Genomic DNA, 16,364 nt, shown 5'->3' with positions numbered 1-16,364 from the left:
CTGATGTTCATCAGACTTGTCTTTCATGCCTCGTAGCAAGTTGGCCGAGTGAACTAGTGCCATCAATTAGCTGTTTGACTTGAACGCGCTCAAACACCATCTGTGCGACATGCCGAAGCATGAAAAACATCACATCGAACTGATCAGAACATGGACCCTGCCGGCTACCGTGACAATGGGGTCGGCCGTTCGCGCCAAAGGCGTCCTTCAAGAAATACAGGCAAGGCTGCCCGCTCATGCAAAAAAGTTGATCTCGCTCGAAGGAGTCGACCTCACCCTGGCGATGACGGCCAGTGAAAAGACCGCGTTCAATGCAGCAGCGACCATCGTCACAAAAGTGGTGACGGAGGCCGCTGCACTGCCGGTAATCCCGCGCGAAATCGAGGACATCCTGACTATCAAGACGAGCGAGCGGCATCGTTGGCTTGCCGACGGTCGCCTGCCGAGCGCGGGGACGCGAACGGTCAGACTGAACGGCCGCGCCCGTCAGATCACGTTCCATGTCTTTGACCCCAAGGTGATCGAAGACCTTCTCGACCGTGGCGTTGTCGACGAATGGCGGGTGGAGGATGCAGAGGCGAAAGCCGAAAAGAGGCGGCGCGCGGCATATCAGGCGAAGCTGACGCGGTCGCTCAAGAAGAAGGTTGCGAAGCGACCAACGACGTCTCCCGATGATCCGGCCTCGAAGCTCGGCGGCTGGGAGGAGTTCGACGTGGACGGACTGCTTCGTTAAGCACTTATGCCAACACTCTTGGTATCACGCGCGATCACAGCACTTGGCCTGACATTTCATCGACAGGGTCAATGTTGCAGCGGTGATCTTTGCCGTGAAAGAACATTCGTCGGCAGGTTCAACGCCGGAGCATTTTAAGTTCATCGGTTTAGAAACAGGAATGTTGGGTTATACGACGGCCTACGCTGTAAACTATGCCGCTCTGCGGATCGGCATTGAAAACCACGTATCTTCGCTGCGGGCAGACCAGGTCAAAGGAGGTTTTATGGCATTCAAGGATATCTGTCTTGCGTTGGACGTTGTCTTTGGTCACGACTGTGCGGTTTCGATCAAGGCTTTGGTTGCATCGGAAGCCGTTTCGCGTCGCCATCGCTCTTGCGGCTTCCAGGCTGACACCTACTGCATCCAGCTTGCTCACGTCGCGATCATGCACAAAATCAGGTACCTTGGTTAGTCCGCATCCGCTGATACTCAAGCACGCAGCCACTATCACTGAAAAACGGAACATTTTCTCTCACTTTTTGTGCTTGCCTGATGGCTTGCTCCGATACGCATTGGCACAAGCCTCAAAGCAGCGGCTCGGCCAACATTCTTGGCCGTTCTTCCACAATTACCGCAATCGACACAAGGCGGTGGGAAGCGTTGTCACGGCCTCACCGCAAACTCGACGCCCGAAAGCTGACAATTATTTCCGGTAGACCGTGAGTACCCCATGAGGCTGATCACTGCAGGTGTTGCGCGCGCTCAAAGAAGCGGCCAAGAACGCGCCTGCCAGATATCCTGACAGACGGCAAGCAGGACTTTCTCCACCGCGCTGAACGGGGGACATGGTGGTCTTAGAACTTCATTCATGTTTGAAGTCCTCCCAACTGTGCTCGCAAGGCTGCGTTTTCGGTTTCTAATTGCAGCAGTTTTTCACGAAGAGGAGCGACTGCCTGTTCAACCTGCTGTTGGGTGTAGCGCGGAGTAATATGCTGGGGACAGTTCCAGTCGTACGCTTCAAGCCGAAGCCTGAAAATCCCCTCCGCACGGCCTTTATATGTGGGGTCGGATACCAGATCGTTGAGCGTCGGGTCGGCATCAAGTGTCAGCCGATCTACATGGACATAGATTTTGAGCCTCGCTCTTCGCGCGTAATCCATCAGAAAAAGACAGGCCCTGTCGTTGGCAGCCAGATTGCCGGTGCTGATGTACTGTCGGTTGCCGCGATAATCGGCAAAGGCCAGAGTTCGTTGATCAACGACTTTGAGAAAACCGGCATTGCCTCCACGATGTTGAACGTAGGGCCAGCCCGTTTCAGAGACCGATGCCATATAGAAGCTGTCACGTGCGGCGATGAAAGCGATCTCGTCTTCTGTGAGGGTATCGGAGGGACGGCTATCATTACCCAACCAGATCTGGTCCACGCCCATGGCAGACTGAGCGGCTCTGACGCTTGGCGTCACGGCGACTTCAAGGAAATGATATGGCATGTCTCAATCCCCTGTTAACGCAGGCTCGCACCGCTGTCTCCCGGTGTGAGCCTGAGTTGTCTTATAGCAAGCCCGATTTTTTTGCGATGCTATATCCTTCAGATCTGGCGTAGACGTTAGTCCTGCCAGCCCTAGCCTGCAACTTGCCAACGCATCTCGCCGCGATCAGCGACGATCCGACCAAGGCCCGAGAGAGACGATCAACATAAAGCTCGGCATCGGGGTAGTTGTTTCTTACCACCAGGGACCAGTCCACCCATGTGGTTCTGGATCGTTCATGGCTAAAGCACCCGGTCTCCAGGCCAGGCTGGGAAGCCTTCACGCCATCTCAGGCTGCGCGGATCCCATTCCCGGCGCGATAAGCGGCGCGGAAGACTTTGAATGCGGGTGGGAAGCATTAAGTCGCCGAGCCACAATGTCATGGTTGAGCCACAGAACTGGACCGGAGGGTTCGGAAGATTCACCGAAGATTAGCTGCCCTGTTGCCGTCACAACGAGACTGCTCAACAGATCGCTGATCATCACCTTGCTATCCCGATGCATCTGGGTGATTTCGTTGGACGTGCCGATGGTGAGATCAGCCTGCGCCTGGCTGTTTGCCATGGGCCATGCCGAAAAGTCATAGAACGGACGCATGACATCGCTGGCCTGCATGGCGGCGATCTTGCCGAAGACGTCTTCCATAGTTAGGCCATCTACCAGCAGCTGCTGGCAGGCCTGCCACTGGTCATCTGCCCATTGGCCGCCGTTTTCTTTCTTCAACGCAAGCAGCAGCGGTATCAGGGGCAGCTCGATACCGGTGAACACGTCGGACGAATTGGTCCGGATTTCGGGGCAATTATAAACTGTTGCCTTGATCCCTTTAGCCCAGGCTTCCTCTGCAATGCCTTCGAGCCGCATCTTCGCGTAACCCTGGGTGTAATTGGTGTAGGTCTGCCAACGATAACTTCCGTCGATGAGGACCGCCGATCCGTGATAACCATAGGCCGTATATCGCACTTGACCGCCTGAAGCTTCAACGCGCTCGCGGATCGCCGCACTGAAATCGATGAGATGGCGAAAGGTGTTTGCGGAGACGTCGTCAAAATTCTGCAGGATGAGTTTTCCCATGTCACTGTCGAGCAGGGTCTGCGAGGACATGTGGCGGGTTCCGGTTCCCTTGTAGATCCGATTGGCGATGACCAGGAACACCTTCGCCTTCGGGATGCCGCCTGCCATTGTGTGGGCGAAGAAAACATTGCGGCCATCGGCGATCATACCATCGAGAACGGTCATGACTTTCGAAAGCGATTCCGTAAAACGCGCATTGGCAATGTCGCGGCATTGCCTGACATAGTCCCAGTCGAGCTTGTCGTGCTCCCAGCTCTCAAGTGTCATTTTTGCCAGGAGATCGGTGGGAGTCGGCCCGTCTGCGGGCGCATCGCGATCGAAACCCGCCATAAGAGGTATGTTGATGATCCTGCCGCCCAGCTGGGCCTCCGCCGAAGACAGTTCATCGGCGTCGAGCGGCCGCAGCGTGTTGTTCTCGTCACGCCGCCCGACGGTGATTCCCACAATCTCCATTCCAGCCCGTCTCGCTTCGTCGAGCAAGCCGGTGGCGTATCCGCGGCCGAACAGTTCGCCGAAGAGTACGAAAACGTCGCCTTTACGGAAGACCGTGTTTTCAGAAAGGCGATTCAATGCAACCGGATTTTCCATGCTGTCAACTCTTTAAAGTTTGTCATCGAACACTGGCTCGTACAAGTTTTGCAAAGACATGACCGCATTGGCACGGAATGGGAACTCATTTTCGGTGACCGTTCATTTCAAAACGTGAAGTCGGTCTCTGTTCGCCCTACAATACAGGGGATGCCGAGGCCGGGGGATCGGCGCGCCGATACCAAAAAGAGCTCGCTGGAAACATCGCGCCTCTCCAGTGGCGCACCACGCCGAATCTTGTCGCGTCGAAGACTGTTCAGACTGCCTTCTCGCAAGTTTGCAAGAAGACCGGTATCGACAAAATATGCACCAACGACCAGGCTTACGACGAAGATAGGCATCCTCGTTATCAATTGTCGCCAGTCGAACGCTCTCGGATCAGCTCGATGAAGGCACGCAGTTTGGCTGGCATGTGTCGCCGTTGCGAGAAATAAAGGCTAAGTCCCGGATATTCGGGAGACCAGTCTTCCAAAACAGGAATGAGATCGCCTGAGGCAATATGGGGCGCAAGTGCATGTTCACCCAGATAGGCGAGCCCAAATCCGGCAAGAGCGGCCTCCAGAATAAGGTCAGACCCATCAAATGTCAGATGGCCGCTGACATCGATCAAGTGTGTTTCCCCGTGCTTCTCAAACTCCCAGCGATAGAGTCTCCCGCTTGTCATGCGCATCTGGATACAGACGTGCCGGGCGAGATCGGCTGGGACGACAAGCTTTGAACGGCCGTCGAAGTAGTGCGGCGAGCCGACGACGAAAGACCGCATTTTCGGAATGATCGGTACGGCCACCATGTCGGGCGAGATAGCCTCGGCGAGACGAATGCCCGCATCGAAACCTTTGCCGATCACATCCACGAGCGCATTTTCGGTCACGATCTCGATGTCGACATCCGGGTATCGACGGCTGTACTCGAGGATGAGCGGCTGCAACAGAATGCGCGCCGCGCCCGGCGCCATATTCAGCCGGAGTCTCCCGGAGGGCCGATCTGAATGTTCACCGACATTTTCGATCGCCTTCTCGAGCGTCTGCAGGGCAGGTGCGATTTCAGATAGGAATTGCTCACCGGCTGCAGACAAGGACACGCTACGCGTGGTGCGGTTGAAAAGCCTGACGGCAAGGCGCTCCTCAAGTGCGGCGATCGCATGGCTCAAAGCCGATGACGACATACCGAGTTCGCGCGCGGCAGCCCGGAATCCACCGTGACGCGCGACGCCGGCAACCGCTTCAAGCTCGATCAGGCTTGCCCTCATTGCGCAATCCAGTTCATCAGGCTGTCCGATTTTGTCCTACTACACGCAACACTTACCGCATGCCATTTTTGCTGTGAAGCCATCACAGGAGAAGAAACATGCACATCATCGATCGGATCTATATCAACGGGGCGTTTGTCACGCCGCACGGCGATCAATGGGCGCCGCTTTTCAATCCGGCAACCGAGGACCAGATCGGCAGCGTGCGGCTCGCAGATGAGCGGGACGCCGACCGCGCAGTTGCTGCCGCCAAACGCGCTTTCCCAGCCTTTTCGAATACGACCAGAAAAGAGCGGATCGACATGCTGAACCGGCTGCATGCCGCGGTGTCCGCCCGAACCGACGATCTGGCGTCCGCCATGCGTGAAGAATACGGTGCGCCATCGGGCTTCATCGGCTTTTCAGCGTCACGCGCAGGTAGCGTCTTTCTCGACATGGCAAGAACGCTGAAGGACTACGAGTTCCAACGCCGCATGGGCAGCGCCGATGTCGAGATGCGACCGTCGGGTGTTGCCGTGGCGATCACGCCCTGGAACAGCAATTACAGTTTTATCTGCGGCAAGCTCTCCGCCGCCATTGCAGCCGGAGCAACGATGGTGATCAAACCTTCGGAGATGAGCGCCCTACAGACGCAGGTGATCACTGAATGTCTGCACGCGGCCGGTCTTCCCGATGGCATTTTCAATATCGTCACCGGGTATGGAGGCGTCGTTGGTGCGGCACTGACGGCTCACCGCGACGTGTCCAAGATCACCTTCACCGGTTCCACTGCCACAGGTCGCGGCATTGTTCAGGCGGCCGCGGCCACTATGAAGCGCGTCACAATGGAACTTGGCGGCAAAAGCCCCAGCATCATTCTGGACGATGCCGATCTTGAGGTCGCCATCCCGCAGGTGCTGGTGGCAGGGTTCCGCAACAGCGGTCAGGCCTGCATTGCCGGAACCCGCATTCTTGCTCCAGAAAGCAGGTTCGGTGAAATCGAGGAACGGCTAAGCCACACCATCAAAGACTTCAGGTCGGGAGAACCGGCCGACGAACAGGTTCAGGTTGGTCCGATGGTCAGCCAGAAGCAGTGGGATCGCGTGCAAAGCTATATTCGCCTGGGACAGGAGGAAGGCGCCAGACTGCTGGCAGGCGGCGAAGGTCGTCCGGAAGGGCTGCAGCGCGGCTGGTTCGTCAAGCCCACCATCTTTACCGGCGTCCGCAACGACATGCGCATCGCGCGCGAGGAGATATTCGGCCCCGTGCTATCGCTGATCTCCTACCGCGACGAGGAAGACGCCATCACGATCGCGAACGACACCGATTACGGCCTGCAGGCGCACGTCTTTTCTTCCGACGTCGCGCGGGCAAAACGCGTCGCAAACCAGATCGAGGCAGGCCGCGTGTTCATCAACGATGCGCCGCATGACCCAATGGTACCATTCGGCGGATTCAAGCAATCCGGCTTCGGGCGGGAATTCGGCGTCTTTGGGCTCGAGGCCTTTCTCGAACCCCGTGCCGTACTGTCGTGACATTTAAAGGCCACGCAACTTTTTAGCTGCGTGGCCTGATGCCACATACCGTCGAGCGAACCCTGTTGGGCGGCCATTGTTGCACCTGGCGTAATGATGAAGTGTGAAGCGCGATCGTTCTCATCACCACGTAATAATAGCAATCTGCAGGTGCGGATCGGGAATTGACCCGAACGATACTCGCAGGAGCGCACAATGAAACTCTATCATCATCCTTTGTCGGGCCACTCGCATCGGGCCCGTCTGTTCCTTTCACTGATCAACCTGCCGCATGAGCTGGTTGAGGTGGACCTCATGTCCGGCGCGCACAAGACGCCCGATTTCCTCAAGATGAACCCGTTTGGCCAGGTTCCGGTTCTCGACGACGACGGCGAATACGTATCGGATTCTAACGCGATCCTGGTCTACCTTGCCAAGAAAGCCGGACGCACGGACTGGCTGCCCGATGACCTGAAGAGCGCCGCAGCGGTCCAACGCTGGCTGTCGGTAGCTGCCGGCGAGATCGCTTATGGTCCGGCGGCGGCCCGCCTGATCACCGTCTTTGGTGCCAAGTTCAATCCGGACGAAGTCATTGGTCGCGCCCATGCGGTCCTTGGAAAACTCGAAACTCAGCTTTCCGACCGAGAATGGCTGGTTGGCGAACGCCCGACGATCGCTGACGTCGCAATCTACAGCTACGTGGCCCGCGCCCCTGAAGGCAACGTGGATCTCTCCACTTATCCTGCGGTCAACAGGCTGCTTCGTCGTATCGAAGCGCTTCCGGGCTTCGTGGACTTTATCGGGACTCCGGTTGGCCTTGCCGCCTGATCCGCATTCGGGTGCGCGCCGAAGCGTGCCCGATCCCTTCTTAGGAGAGCTGACATGACCGACACTTTGACAAAACTGCCGACATGGCACGAAGGCGAGAAGTTCATCCAGGAAAAAGTCGGTGTCGCCGAGCGTATGGAGGTCGTCGGCCAGCGGGTCGTTCGCGATTTCATGCCGGATCAGCATCGGGACTTCTATGCCCAGCTCCCGTTCATCGTCCTTGGCAGTGTGGATGGCCACGATGACGCATGGGCCACTTTTGTCGAGGGCCGACCCGGCTTCATGTCCTCTCCTACGCCGACCACGCTCGATATCCGCTCTACCTTGGAGCCAAGCGACCCCGCCAGCGAAGGAATGGCGGACGGCAAACCGATCGGCCTGCTCGGCATCGAGATGCACACGCGTCGCCGCAATCGCATGAACGGCTTTGTCTCCACCGCAGCGAACGGTTATCGGATCGATGTGGATCAGAGCTTCGGCAACTGCCCGCGCTACATACAATTGCGGGATTTCCAATTCGAGAGGGCACCCGGCCAACCAAGCCAGAACCAGCGTGAAGACCTGTCCGAGCTTGACGACCTTGCTCGCTCCACGATCAAGACTGCGGACGCGTTCTTCGTTGCCTCCTATGTCGACCGCGAAGACAGGCGCCAGGTTGACGTTTCGCATCGCGGCGGGAATGCCGGCTTCGTCCGCGTTGGCGATGATGACGTTCTCACAATTCCCGATTTCGACGGAAACCTTTTCTTCTCGACACTGGGGAATATTCTGCTGAACAAGAAAGCAGGTCTGCTCTTCGTAGACTTCGCGACGGGCGATGTGCTGCAGATGACAGGCGAAGCCGACGTCATCCTGGAATCACCCGAGATTGCGGCCTTCCAGGGCGCGGAACGGCTCTGGACGTTCAGGCCAACCCGGATCGTCCGGAGACCGAATGCACTCGCACTCCGCTGGGCATTCCAGAAGGATGGATGGTCGCCGAATTCTCTGATGACCGGGAACTGGGCGCAGGCAGCAGACCGGATGCGTGCCACCGGACTTTCAGACACATGGCGGTCGATGACGGTCACCAGGATCGTCGAGGAAAGCACGACGATCCGCTCGATCCATCTCCAGCCAAGCGACGGCGCGGGGTTGCTGCCGCATGCTGCCGGGCAGCACCTCCCGATCCGGCTGGTGCTGCCGGGAAGCGAGCGGCCTGTTGTCAGGACCTACACCCTGTCTGTCGCACCGTCCGATGGCATCTACCGCATCAGTGTCAAACGCGATGGGCTCGTGTCGCAGTTTCTGCACGACAGCATCTCCGTTGGCGACGTGATTGAGGCGCGGCCCCCCGCAGGGGAGTTCGGTGTTGACGCCCGTGCCACACGCCCTGCAGTGCTCCTTGCCGGTGGTGTCGGCATCACGCCGCTGCTCGCCATGCTCCGTCATGTCGTCTACGAGGGAATTCGCAAACAGCGAATCCGGCCGATCACGTTGTTCCACGCTGCCCGCACGAAAGCCGAGCGACCTTTCGACAAGGAGATCGCCGAACTCGTGGCTGCGGCCAAGGGCGTGGTCCGGTTAGTGCGAGTTCTCAGCGACATCGGCGATGCCACAGAGGGCTCCGACTACGATACTGCCGGCCGTATCGACATGGCTATGCTCACCAAGCATCTGCCGTTCAACGACTACGACTTCTATCTGTGTGGTCCGCCGCAGTTTACGCAGGCGCTCTATGACGGTTTACGCGGCTACAACATCGCAGACGATCGTATCCACGCGGAAGCGTTCGGGCCCTCGTCGCTGGTTCGGTCTGTAGGCGCCAAAGATGCCAGGGCCACCCCTTTGCGTGCGCTGCCGTCCGACAAGCCGGTGCCTGTCATATTCACGAACTCGCTGAAGGAGGCCCGCTGGGCACCCGGCTCCGGAACGCTGCTGGAACTTGCAGAAGCACGCGGTCTTCAGCCCGAGTTCAGTTGCCGTGAAGGCAATTGCGGTACGTGCAAAGCAAAACTCGTCAAAGGCGCTGTGACGTACCTGAAGGAGCCGACAGCGAAGGTTGACGATGACGAGATCCTCCTTTGCTGTGCCGTTCCAGCGAGCCAGGAAGGCGGCATCCAGATCGCCGTCTAAACCAACATTACTACGCCTGACGCAACAGTCCCTTCCTGCTTTTCGACGTTCAACAACAACCGGTTACCAATCATCTTGAGGATCAGAGAGCGACGTCTCTCAAAACCATTAAAGGAGAATACCATGTCACGCATTCCTACCCCCGCCACGATTGAGGAGGCGCCCGAAGCCTCACGGCCGATCCTGGAGACCATCCAGAAGCAGATCGGCTCGGTGCCGAATATCTTCCGCCTCGTCTCCAACAGCCCAGCGGCCCTCAGCGGCCTCGCCTCGTTGCAGGGTGCGCTCGGCAAGGGCAAGCTTGCACCCGCCACTCGGGAAAGGATCGCCCTGGCTATGGCCGAAGCCAACGGTTGTGACTACTGCCTTTCGGCGCACACCTTCACCGGAGCGAAGTTCGCCAAGCTCGATGAAGCGGAGATCGCTTCGAACCGCCGCGGAACATCGAACGACGCCAAGGCTGCGGCAGCCGTCGAATTCGCCCGCGCCCTGACGACCGCGCGTGGCTCGGTGGCACCAGGGGAAATCGTAAAAGTTCGGGACGCCGGCTACAGCGACGCGGAAATCGTCGAGATCATTGCGCATGTCGCGCTCAATACCTTTACAAACTACGTCAACGAAGCCCTCGATACCGAGATCGATTTCCCGCGTATCGATCGTCTTGCGGCATGACATTCAGGACGGGGTGACACGAGAGCCGTCATCCTTCCCTCCCCCTTACGAAACCTGGAGCCATCACAATGTCCCGTCCCCCGCTTCCCCCTTTCACTGAACAGAGCGCCATCGAAAAGGTCCGCCTTGCGGAAGATGGCTGGAACAGCCGCGATCCTGCCAGGGTAGCGCTCGCCTACACGGTGGATACTCGCTGGCGCAACCGTGCCGAATTCGTAACGAGCCGCGATGAAGCCGAGGCCTTTCTGGGCCGCAAGTGGAACAGGGAACTCGACTACCGCCTGATCAAGGAACTCTGGGCATTCACGGGCAACAGGATCGCGGTGCGCTACGCCTACGAATATCATGATGACAGCGGCCAGTGGTTCCGGGCCTACGGGAACGAGAATTGGGAGTTTGCCGAAGACGGCCTGATGCGGGCGCGTCACGCCAGCATCAACGAACACCCGATCGCTGAAGCCGACCGCAGGTTTCACTGGCCGCTCGGCCGAAGACCTGACGACCATCCCGGTCTCAGCGACTTCGGCTTTTGAGCCGGGCGTCGGTCCGTTGGCCTCGTCAATGCCGTCGTTCAAACTCAACGAGCGAGTTCGAGTGTCCGTTGAACTCGCTCTTACCGCATCGAGCGGCGACCTGTCGCGGAAGCGCAAGCAGGAAGACGATAGCCGTGCGCTTGGGCTGACGGGTGCGGAAATCGATCTGGCACGCCGTGGCCTGAGCTTCGATCTGAAAATAGCGCGGGCCATAGCGTTTGCGCTCGCGGTCAATGAGCACACACGTGCACGTGCAAGCGCCGCTGGCCTTTGTGAGCGAAGCTGCGTCGAAATCGAGCACCTTGCTGCTGCCAACCGACAGGTCGCTGGCAGCTAATCCATGCCGCGGACGGCTTGCGGTCTTGTCGTCCAGGATTCTACTATGGACACCGTATCGAGGGCATGGGGGACCGGATGGATCGTTGGCAGGCAATGCGGATTTTCGTGAAAGTAGCGGAGACCGAAAGTTTCGCAGATACCGCCCGCCAGATGCACATGAGTGCTCCTGCCGTCACACGGTCTGTTGCAGCCCTGGAAGATATCATCGGAGCACGCCTGTTCGTGCGAACGACCCGTTCGGTAAAAATGACCGAGGCGGGTGCCCGGTATTTCGAGGACTGCCGCAAGATTTTGTCAGACATTGCTGAAGCAGAGGCGGCAGCGGGAGGCTCCTACGCTACACCGACAGGCACCCTGTCCGTAACTGCTTCGGTCATGTTCGGGCAGATGTATGTGCTGCCCGTCGTGACGGGCTTTCTGGACGCATTTCCAACCATGAAGGCGCGAACCCTGTTTATCGACCGGCCTGTCAATATTGTCGATGAAGGCATCGATGTCGCTGTCCGCATTGGTCACCTCCCCGACTCCGGCCTCTCCGCCATAAAGGTCGGGAGCGTCAGGCGTGTCGTGTGTGGTTCACCGGCATACTTTGACCGACATGGCATTCCGACAACGCCATCCGACCTCAGGGATCATCGCATCGCGGCGTCCACCAGCGCCTGGGCCTCCCCTGAATGGCGCTTTTCCGACGATTTCCGCGTGACGATAGACGCTGCTCTTCAGTGCAACACCAACGAAGCGGCCATAACCTCCGCACGCGAGGGCTGGGGACTGACGCGCGTGCTGAACTACCAGATAGGCCCTGACCTTATGGCGGGCGACCTTCAGATCGTGCTCAGCGAGTTTGAAGAGCCGCCCCTGCCTATCCACATCATGCATCCAGAGGGTCGGAATGCACCCGCAAAGGTGCGGGCTTTCGTTGACATGGCAGTTGCCCGCCTGCGTGAGAACCGTCTCCTGAACTGATCCGGGCGCAGCGGGCAGATCAAAAACCAATCAGAATCTTGCCAATGGCCTTGCCGCTTTCCTGCAGTTCATGGGCCTCGGCAATCTGATCAAGCCCGAGCGTTACGGCGATCTTGGGAACGTAGGCTCCCGAAGCCGCGCAGGCCGAGACTTCCTCGACAGCATCGCGCATCGCTGTTTCCGGCATCGTATAGACGTAGACGAAACGGAAAGAAAAGCCACCAACGAGCGCCGGAAAGAACGGGATCGAGAGCCTGGCTTGCGGCGATCCCGTGGAGTAAGCCGACACGCCCCCGTCACGCGCAAGGCAGGCGATTGCCGTATCGATGTTGGCGGAGATGTCCACGTCGACGATACGGTCGACGCCGTGACCATCGGTCGCCGACCTTATTTTCACAGCAACATCACCGGCATGCCTGTTGACGACGAGATCGGCTCCGGCTGCGCGGGCAACGTCTGCCTGTTCGTCGCGGCTCACCGTTGCCGCCACCCACGCCCCTGCCCACTTTGCAAGAAGAATGGCGGCGTTACCGACCGCACCGGCGCCACCGTGCACGAGAACCCGCTTACCTCGCAGGTTTGTATCGGCAAACAGGCATCGATGCGCCGTCATCGCGGGGACGCCGAACGACGCACCGACCCCGAAGGGGACGTTGTCGGCCAGCCTGACTGCCTGCCTCGACGGCACCACGACGAATTCCGCAGCCGTCCCGAACGCCCTCCCCGTCTGGGCCATGTAGACCCACACCCGCTCGCCTATACGTTCCTGCGACACGCCGGGGCCGACACTGTCGATGACGCCCGACCCGTCCTGATGCGGAACGATTCTGGGAAATGGCATGGCCTTACCGCCGAAGCCGACACGCGTCTTGATGTCCGAAGGATTGATGCCCGAGACCACGATCCTGACCCGGACTTCCCCCGCCCCGGGCTGGGGATCGGGAAGCTCTCCAACGGTCAATACTTCTCTCGCAGTTCCTTGCCGTTCGTAGAACGCAGCTCGCATAACACACCTCTCCTAAATGTGGCTTCCATCTGGGCGTGACACAGGCAAACTTGCAAGTAGGCAACAGTTTTGCCTATAGGAATAAAAAGTACACTAATGGAGAACTGAATGGCTGTTGGCCCAAAATGCCCGGTAGAAGTTACCGTCGATGTCACGGGCGGCAAGTGGAAGCCGATGATCATCTATCGTCTACTCGACGGTCCGTACCGGTTTGGAGAGCTGCGCCGCCTGGTCGGCGATCCGAGCCAGCGCTCGCTCACGATGCAGCTCCGCGAACTCGAGGCCGACGGGATCGTGAGCCGCGAGGTCTTCGCCGAGGTCCCTCCGCGCGTCGAATATTCCCTCACCGAATTCGGAAAAACGCTGCCCCCCGTGCTGATGGCGATGCGCGACTGGGGAGTTTCCTTCCAAGGTCGCTGTCAATCCACGAAGGCATGACCGGTCGTCCGCGTCAGGGACCGGGCTTTGCCGCGAAGCGCTGCACGAAGAAGTCGATTAGCACTCTGACCTTCCGGGACACGTGCGATCCTGGCGGACGCACGATGTAAACGCCGATCTCCGGCAGGCCGTAGTCCGACATAATCGGCACAAGGGTCCCTGCGGCAACATAGCTTTCCGCGATCACAACCGGCAGTGCAGCGATGCCCAGTCCGGCTGCCGTCCCTTCGGCAATGCCAAGGGCACTATCCGCCTTGAACCTTCCCTGCGCATTGATGACGATGGTTCGGCTGCCATCGGACACCTTCCAGCTCTCGGTGCCCTGCAGGATCGCCTGATGGTCAAGCAGATCGGAAGGCTTTCGCGGGACGCCATGCTTCCGGAGGTATTCGGGGTTGGCAAACAATCCAGCCGCGAATGCACCGATCTTCCTCGCCGTCAGGTTCGAGTCCTGCAGATAACCGGCACGTATCCCGCAATCAAAGCCTTCCGCCACCAGATCGACGTAACGGTCGCTGTAGTGCGCATGGAGCTGCAAGAGCGGATGCTGGCGGGCCAGTTCGGCGAGCGCTGGCGCAAAATGCCGCGGACCGAAGGATGACGGAACGGCGACGCGCAGCCGTCCCCGAAGCTCCCCGGTCGGCGCAATCTCCTCGCGCGCAACCTCCATTTCCAGGCACATGCGCGCGGCATGCTCGCGAAACGACGCTCCAGCCTCCGTCAGCGATGCACCTCGTGTGGTCCGGGCGAGGAGCTGGACGCCCAGCTCGCTCTCTAGACGAACGAGGCGACGGCTGACGATGGATTTCGGCAATCCGAGACGTCGCGCCGCAACCGTGATCCCGCCGCCATCGGCGACCTCAACGAAAGTCTGCATATCTTCGAAGCTGACCATTATTGCGTTCCATTTTCCGTTCCACAGAGTGGCTCATCCTAGAGCTACCGTGCCGTCTATCGCAACGCTAAATTCCACTCATCGAGCGGACCTAAATCCAACCCGACAGCCGCCGACAACGCAAAAAGGAATACGACAATGCATAAGGACGTCTTTACTCCCGAGAATTCCGCCATGCTGCTGATCGACCATCAGATCGGCACGATGGCCTGGACCCACTCCCACGACATCAACCTAGTCAAGCAGAACGCACTCAAGCTCGCCCGGATCGCCAAAGCCGCCAACATCCCGACCATCCTGACGTCCAGCATGGAAGAACAAATCCAGGGGCCGCTGATTCCGGAACTCAAGGAAATCCTGCCCGAGGCGTTCGAAGCCCGCATCAAGCGCCCGGGTATCGTCAACGCCATGCACCACGACGGCTTCAACCAGGCCGTCAAGGCGATCGGCCGCAACAAGCTGTTCGTCGCAGGCGTGACCACGGAAATCTGCGTCACCTTTCCGGTCCTCCAGATGCTTGACGAAGGTTACGAGGTGCAGGTCTCGGCGGACGCATCCGCCTCTTACACCAAATACGGCGACGATATCGCCCTGAGGCGCATGGAAAAGGCAGGCGCAATTATCACCACTGTCGACCAGATCATCTCGGAACTCGCCGTCGACTGGACGAGCCCGCTCGGCCAGAAGCTCGTCGGTATCCTGAACTACCACTGACAGCGCAAGTCGCTGCGTTCGGCGCGGGCGATTGTCGCCCGCGCCCGAGATCGAAGGAAACAGTCCAATGACCATCACCAAAATCCCTGCAGGACGTATGCACGGCAATATAGGCCAGGGCTTCGGCGGGCTGTCACTGACAACCGACGACAGCGGGATCGGTCCCATCGGCAGGATTGACCGCGCCCAGGTTCAGCCGGGTCATCTCATAGGCATGCATCCGCACAAGGACGACGAAATACTGACCTACATGCGCGGCGGCGAGATGCTGCACCGAGACACCGTCGGAAACGAGAAAAAGCTCGACAAGACACGTTTCATGATGATGAACGCCGGCCATCACTTCCAGCATGAAGAGCTTATGCTTGGGGAAACACCCGTCCGGGCCCTACAGATTTTCCTGCGTCCTAACGCTCAAAATCTTGAGCCAATGGTGCAGTTTCATGATTTCGTCGATGAATTCAGTGACGATAGCTGGAGACTGATTGCAGGGCCACGAAAAGCGCCATTGACGGTAAGATCCGATGTCTGGGTCTTTGACGTGCGCCTCAGCGCAGGCACGACGCTGAGATTGCCAACCCCTGATAACTCCGGGTTGGCTTGCCTGCTCTTTGTCTTCAAGGGGAAAATTCGATTTGGAAACGAGACGGTCTCCGACGGAGAGAGCGTGTTCGTGACCTCGTTCGAACAACATCCAACGGCATTGACCGAGACCGATATCGTCTTGTTCTCGTTCGATACTGACGTCCAGGTATATCGTGGCGGCATGTTCAGCGGCAACCAGAAACGGGGCCGCTGAAGTCGTTCTTCGAGCGGCGCAAACGTGAACCAGGGGCTTTCTCGCGCCAAGTCTCTTCCAACGTTTCGGTGTCACCCACCGATGGTGTTTTTATGCATAGCAAAGGGCACCACTAGGTCGGCACCATCGCCAGCGCCTTCCGTGGCCACCCTCGATGAACGGAAGAGCAGTTCTGGCTAATCGTCGCTACCATCCCAATCTTCATAGCGATCGCTGGTGCGGATCACGAAGACCGTGGCGTCCGAGTGGACACAAAGCGCGTGCCATTGAAAACACGCAACTGAGGAGGGTTTGCTTCAGTGCTTAAGGTTGATCCAGTCTTCGGAAGAAGAACCTTCTTCCCCCGGGGACGCAATCGAGATCATGCTGTTTGTGACCTGACCTCCGCAGATTACTCCCGAAAGAGCCACGCGT

At 58.6% G+C, this 16,364-nt stretch carries 17 protein-coding genes; 12 read left to right on the top strand and 5 right to left on the bottom strand.

What is annotated here, in order from left to right; all coding sequences use genetic code 11:
- Positions 1-109: 109 nt before the first annotated feature.
- Positions 110-733, top strand: a complete 624-nt coding sequence (locus tag ACQZ6D_RS18115) for a hypothetical protein (RefSeq protein WP_448730403.1) — start codon at positions 110-112, stop codon at positions 731-733.
- 94 nt (positions 734-827) lie between these two features.
- Positions 828-1,187, top strand: a complete 360-nt coding sequence (locus tag ACQZ6D_RS18110; protein WP_244420509.1) for a hypothetical protein — start codon at positions 828-830, stop codon at positions 1,185-1,187.
- Positions 1,188-1,581: 394 nt separating this feature from the next.
- Here the strand turns inward: ACQZ6D_RS18110 and ACQZ6D_RS18105 are convergent, their stop codons facing one another.
- The 3 genes from ACQZ6D_RS18105 to ACQZ6D_RS18095 all read right to left on the bottom strand — a co-directional run bounded on the left by ACQZ6D_RS18105 (position 1,582) and on the right by ACQZ6D_RS18095 (position 5,152).
- Entirely contained in the window at positions 1,582-2,205 is a 624-nt protein-coding gene (locus ACQZ6D_RS18105; RefSeq protein WP_003517021.1) for a pyridoxamine 5'-phosphate oxidase family protein, read from the bottom strand.
- 318 nt (positions 2,206-2,523) lie between these two features.
- Complete coding sequence (locus ACQZ6D_RS18100; RefSeq protein WP_112154723.1) at positions 2,524-3,903, bottom strand: enoyl ACP reductase FabMG family protein; 1,380 nt, start codon at positions 3,901-3,903, stop codon at positions 2,524-2,526.
- 349 nt (positions 3,904-4,252) lie between these two features.
- Positions 4,253-5,152, bottom strand: a complete 900-nt coding sequence (locus ACQZ6D_RS18095; protein ID WP_333717621.1) for a LysR family transcriptional regulator — start codon at positions 5,150-5,152, stop codon at positions 4,253-4,255.
- 98 nt (positions 5,153-5,250) lie between these two features.
- Between ACQZ6D_RS18095 and ACQZ6D_RS18090 the strand changes: the two genes are divergently transcribed.
- The 7 genes from ACQZ6D_RS18090 to ACQZ6D_RS18060 all read left to right on the top strand — a co-directional run bounded on the left by ACQZ6D_RS18090 (position 5,251) and on the right by ACQZ6D_RS18060 (position 12,098).
- Positions 5,251-6,666 (top strand): aldehyde dehydrogenase family protein, encoded by a 1,416-nt coding sequence (locus ACQZ6D_RS18090; protein ID WP_003517028.1) that lies wholly within the window; start codon positions 5,251-5,253, stop codon positions 6,664-6,666.
- Positions 6,667-6,861: 195 nt separating this feature from the next.
- The gene (locus tag ACQZ6D_RS18085) at positions 6,862-7,473 is read left to right on the top strand and encodes a glutathione S-transferase family protein (RefSeq protein ID WP_333717620.1); all 612 of its coding nucleotides are present in this window, start codon (positions 6,862-6,864) and stop codon (positions 7,471-7,473) included.
- A gap of 54 nt (positions 7,474-7,527) precedes the next feature.
- The gene (locus ACQZ6D_RS18080) at positions 7,528-9,588 is read left to right on the top strand and encodes a 2Fe-2S iron-sulfur cluster-binding protein (protein WP_333717619.1); all 2,061 of its coding nucleotides are present in this window, start codon (positions 7,528-7,530) and stop codon (positions 9,586-9,588) included.
- A gap of 123 nt (positions 9,589-9,711) precedes the next feature.
- Positions 9,712-10,260: a carboxymuconolactone decarboxylase family protein gene (locus ACQZ6D_RS18075; protein ID WP_003517035.1), complete on the top strand. Its 549-nt coding sequence runs from the start codon at positions 9,712-9,714 to the stop codon at positions 10,258-10,260.
- 68 nt (positions 10,261-10,328) lie between these two features.
- Positions 10,329-10,793, top strand: a complete 465-nt coding sequence (locus ACQZ6D_RS18070; protein WP_003517037.1) for a nuclear transport factor 2 family protein — start codon at positions 10,329-10,331, stop codon at positions 10,791-10,793.
- Between the two features lie 61 nt (positions 10,794-10,854).
- Positions 10,855-11,130 (top strand): hypothetical protein, encoded by a 276-nt coding sequence (locus tag ACQZ6D_RS18065; RefSeq protein ID WP_003517039.1) that lies wholly within the window; start codon positions 10,855-10,857, stop codon positions 11,128-11,130.
- Between the two features lie 77 nt (positions 11,131-11,207).
- A complete protein-coding gene (locus tag ACQZ6D_RS18060) occupies positions 11,208-12,098 on the top strand; it encodes a LysR family transcriptional regulator (protein WP_003517041.1) in 891 nt (296 codons plus the stop codon).
- A 19-nt stretch (positions 12,099-12,117) separates the two neighbouring features.
- On the opposite strand, the gene ACQZ6D_RS18055 is transcribed toward ACQZ6D_RS18060, so the two are convergent.
- Positions 12,118-13,104, bottom strand: a complete 987-nt coding sequence (locus ACQZ6D_RS18055) for an NADPH:quinone reductase (protein ID WP_013637530.1) — start codon at positions 13,102-13,104, stop codon at positions 12,118-12,120.
- Between the two features lie 108 nt (positions 13,105-13,212).
- Here ACQZ6D_RS18055 and ACQZ6D_RS18050 point away from each other — a divergent pair, with 108 nt between their 5' ends.
- Positions 13,213-13,542: a winged helix-turn-helix transcriptional regulator gene (locus tag ACQZ6D_RS18050; protein WP_448730347.1), complete on the top strand. Its 330-nt coding sequence runs from the start codon at positions 13,213-13,215 to the stop codon at positions 13,540-13,542.
- 13 nt (positions 13,543-13,555) lie between these two features.
- On the opposite strand, the gene ACQZ6D_RS18045 is transcribed toward ACQZ6D_RS18050, so the two are convergent.
- The gene (locus ACQZ6D_RS18045) at positions 13,556-14,437 is read right to left on the bottom strand and encodes a LysR family transcriptional regulator (RefSeq protein WP_003517049.1); all 882 of its coding nucleotides are present in this window, start codon (positions 14,435-14,437) and stop codon (positions 13,556-13,558) included.
- A 138-nt stretch (positions 14,438-14,575) separates the two neighbouring features.
- Between ACQZ6D_RS18045 and ACQZ6D_RS18040 the strand changes: the two genes are divergently transcribed.
- Positions 14,576-15,151, top strand: coding sequence for an isochorismatase family protein (locus ACQZ6D_RS18040; RefSeq protein WP_003517050.1), 576 nt, complete (start codon positions 14,576-14,578; stop codon positions 15,149-15,151).
- Positions 15,152-15,218: 67 nt separating this feature from the next.
- The gene (locus tag ACQZ6D_RS18035) at positions 15,219-15,950 is read left to right on the top strand and encodes a pirin family protein (protein WP_448730348.1); all 732 of its coding nucleotides are present in this window, start codon (positions 15,219-15,221) and stop codon (positions 15,948-15,950) included.
- The last annotated feature ends 414 nt before the right edge of the window (positions 15,951-16,364 follow it).

Source organism: Agrobacterium sp. 22-3639C2 (genome assembly GCF_053522105.1).
Note: the sequence above shows the minus strand (reverse complement) of the source record. Positions and strands in the feature narration are given on the sequence as shown.

Coding starts and splice junctions, on each gene's coding strand:
- ACQZ6D_RS18115 (WP_448730403.1), top strand. CDS start 110: ATGCCGAAGCATGAAAAACATCACATCGAACTGATCAGAACATGGACC.
- ACQZ6D_RS18105 (WP_003517021.1), bottom strand. CDS start 2,205: ATGCCATATCATTTCCTTGAAGTCGCCGTGACGCCAAGCGTCAGAGCC.
- ACQZ6D_RS18100 (WP_112154723.1), bottom strand. CDS start 3,903: ATGGAAAATCCGGTTGCATTGAATCGCCTTTCTGAAAACACGGTCTTC.
- ACQZ6D_RS18095 (WP_333717621.1), bottom strand. CDS start 5,152: ATGAGGGCAAGCCTGATCGAGCTTGAAGCGGTTGCCGGCGTCGCGCGT.
- ACQZ6D_RS18090 (WP_003517028.1), top strand. CDS start 5,251: ATGCACATCATCGATCGGATCTATATCAACGGGGCGTTTGTCACGCCG.
- ACQZ6D_RS18085 (WP_333717620.1), top strand. CDS start 6,862: ATGAAACTCTATCATCATCCTTTGTCGGGCCACTCGCATCGGGCCCGT.
- ACQZ6D_RS18080 (WP_333717619.1), top strand. CDS start 7,528: ATGACCGACACTTTGACAAAACTGCCGACATGGCACGAAGGCGAGAAG.
- ACQZ6D_RS18075 (WP_003517035.1), top strand. CDS start 9,712: ATGTCACGCATTCCTACCCCCGCCACGATTGAGGAGGCGCCCGAAGCC.
- ACQZ6D_RS18070 (WP_003517037.1), top strand. CDS start 10,329: ATGTCCCGTCCCCCGCTTCCCCCTTTCACTGAACAGAGCGCCATCGAA.
- ACQZ6D_RS18060 (WP_003517041.1), top strand. CDS start 11,208: ATGGATCGTTGGCAGGCAATGCGGATTTTCGTGAAAGTAGCGGAGACC.
- ACQZ6D_RS18055 (WP_013637530.1), bottom strand. CDS start 13,104: ATGCGAGCTGCGTTCTACGAACGGCAAGGAACTGCGAGAGAAGTATTG.
- ACQZ6D_RS18050 (WP_448730347.1), top strand. CDS start 13,213: ATGGCTGTTGGCCCAAAATGCCCGGTAGAAGTTACCGTCGATGTCACG.
- ACQZ6D_RS18045 (WP_003517049.1), bottom strand. CDS start 14,437: ATGGTCAGCTTCGAAGATATGCAGACTTTCGTTGAGGTCGCCGATGGC.
- ACQZ6D_RS18040 (WP_003517050.1), top strand. CDS start 14,576: ATGCATAAGGACGTCTTTACTCCCGAGAATTCCGCCATGCTGCTGATC.
- ACQZ6D_RS18035 (WP_448730348.1), top strand. CDS start 15,219: ATGACCATCACCAAAATCCCTGCAGGACGTATGCACGGCAATATAGGC.